Raw genomic sequence first — 2,465 nt, forward strand, 5'->3', positions numbered from 1 at the left:
GTCAATAACACCTCCATTAATTGCCGTTATTGGTAGCGATGGTTCAGGCAAGTCAACGGTGTGTGAACATCTTATTACCGTTGTCGAAAAATATGGTGCTGCCGAAAGAGTTCATTTAGGAAAACAGGCCGGAAATGTCGGTCGTGCAGTGACAAAATTACCGTTGATGGGAAAATCCTTACATAAAACAATTGAACGAAATCAGGTGAAAACAGCAAAAAAATTGCCTGGACCAGTTCCGGCGCTGGTAATTACAGCGTTTGTCGCCCGTCGCTTACTGCGCTTTCGTCATATGCTTGCCTGTCGTCGTCGCGGGTTAATTGTTCTAACCGACCGTTATCCTCAGGACCAAATTCCTGGCGCTTACGATGGTACGGTGTTCCCACCTAACGTTGAAGGTGGTCGTTTTGTCTCATGGCTGGCAAGCCAGGAACGTAAAGCGTTTCACTGGATGGCGAGCCATAAGCCTGATCTGGTCATCAAACTCAATGTTGACCTTGAAGTTGCCTGTGCACGTAAACCCGACCATAAACGGGAATCGCTGGCGAGGAAGATTGCCATAACGCCACAGTTAACCTTTGGTGGTGCACAACTGGTTGATATCGATGCCAATCGGCCACTGGAACAGGTGTTGGTTGATGCAGAAAAAGCGATTACGGATTTTATGACCGCGCGTGGTTATCACTAGTCAAAAATGGAAATGCCCGATCGCCAGGACCGGGCATTTTCAGGAAGGTTAAATCAACTGCAATGCTATCCAGTACAGCCCACCAGAAAGAAAAATTGCCGCCGGTAAAGTAAACACCCACGCCATCAGGATGCTGGTTACCGTTTTACGCTGTAACCCACCGCCGTCCACCACCATCGTCCCTGCTACCGCAGACGAGAGGACGTGTGTTGTGGAGACAGGCATCCCAATATAACTGGCAAGGCCGATAGACACTGCCGCCGTCATTTGTGCCGCCATGCCTTGCGCATACGTCATGCCGCGCTTACCAATCTTCTCACCGATGGTCATCGCTACACGACGCCAGCCAATCATGGTGCCAATGCCGAGCGCCAGTGCTACCGCCATGATGATCCACACCGGAGCGTACTCAATGGTGCTTAACATATCGCTGCGCAGTTTTTTCAGCAGGTTCTGGTCTTCTTTACTGACGCCTGGCAGTTTCGCCAGCTTCGCGGAGGTATCAGAGATGCACAGCATAATGCGGCGCAGCTGGCTGCGCTGACTCACGCTTAACGGCTCGTAACTTTCCATATTGCCTGGCAGCATCGTTTTAACGCGCGCAATCGCATCAAAGGTATTTGCCGGATGACAGTGAAACTCTGTTACTTGCGTGCCATCAGTCGATGCTGCAGGCAATGGAGGTTCCATCGCAATCAACTTCTGCGGCAGTTCAGGATGCTGTTGCAGGTAGTGTTCGAAGTTGGTGACGGCATCGCGGGTACGGGTAATTTCATAGCCGGACGCGTTCATATTGACGACGAAGCCAGCAGGGGCAATCCCCACCAGTACCAGCATCACCAGGCCGATCCCTTTTTGTCCGTCGTTCGCGCCGTGCGAAAACGCCACGCCCGCAGCGGAAACAATCAGCGCAATACGCGTCCAGAATGGCGGTTTACGTTTGCCTTTTTTCTTTTTGCGATCTTCCGGAATGCGGTGAATACGGTCACGCTTTTTCGTCCCGCTCCAGTAGCGTCGCAGCAGGAATATCAGGCCTCCCGCAATGACCAGGCCGACGATAGGGGAAACAATCAGCGAGGAGAAAATTTTGGTCACTTCACGCAGGTTTAACGCATCCATCACCGATGAGCCGGTTAACAGCGCGTTGGTTAAACCGATGCCGATAATCGCACCAATCAAGGTGTGCGAACTGGAGGCCGGTAAACCGAAGAACCACGTTCCCAGGTTCCAGATAATCGCCGCCAGCAGCATGGAAAAGACCATCGCCAGGCCGTGGGTTGACCCCATATTCAGCAACAAATCGGTTGGCAACATATGGACAATGGCATAGGCAACGCTAAGTCCGCCCAATAACACGCCAAAAAAGTTAAAAAATGCCGCCATCACCACAGCAAGTTGTGGTTGCATGGCACGAGTATAAATAACGGTTGCCACCGCATTCGCCGTGTCATGAAAACCATTGATTGCTTCGTAGAACAACACAAATGCCAGAGCAAGCAATAACAAAAGCCCTGTGTATATATCAAGGCCAACAAATAAATTTAGCATATATTAGATTACGCCATTTTGAATTTACGAACGGACGCATTATCAGTGACTTTAACGGCATGGGCAAAGTGAAATATCATTTTTCAACGATAAAAAGAGTGTTATTTCTTGTGTATCAGACAATAAGCATTCATTCAAAACCTTTAGAAATAATCAAAACACAGGTATTCCACTGGTTAATATATTCACATATTAAATGAATAAATATTGGAATATATAAATACTGAAT

The 2,465-nt window shown here is 48.8% G+C and carries 2 protein-coding genes; one reads left to right on the plus strand and one right to left on the minus strand.

The window, feature by feature from the left end; all coding sequences use genetic code 11:
- Nucleotides 1-688: thymidylate kinase (locus E0D98_RS23310; protein ID WP_240723754.1), on the plus strand; the 688-nt coding region annotated here is incomplete at its 5' end.
- A gap of 48 nt (nt 689-736) precedes the next feature.
- Here E0D98_RS23310 and pitB read toward each other — a convergent pair.
- Nucleotides 737-2,236: an inorganic phosphate transporter PitB gene (gene pitB / locus E0D98_RS23315; protein ID WP_000933296.1), complete on the minus strand. Its 1,500-nt coding sequence runs from the start codon at nt 2,234-2,236 to the stop codon at nt 737-739.
- Nucleotides 2,237-2,465 lie beyond the last annotated feature (229 nt).

Source organism: Escherichia sp. KCJ4928, from assembly GCF_004352695.1.
Classification (GTDB): Bacteria; Pseudomonadota; Gammaproteobacteria; order Enterobacterales; family Enterobacteriaceae; genus ECMA0423.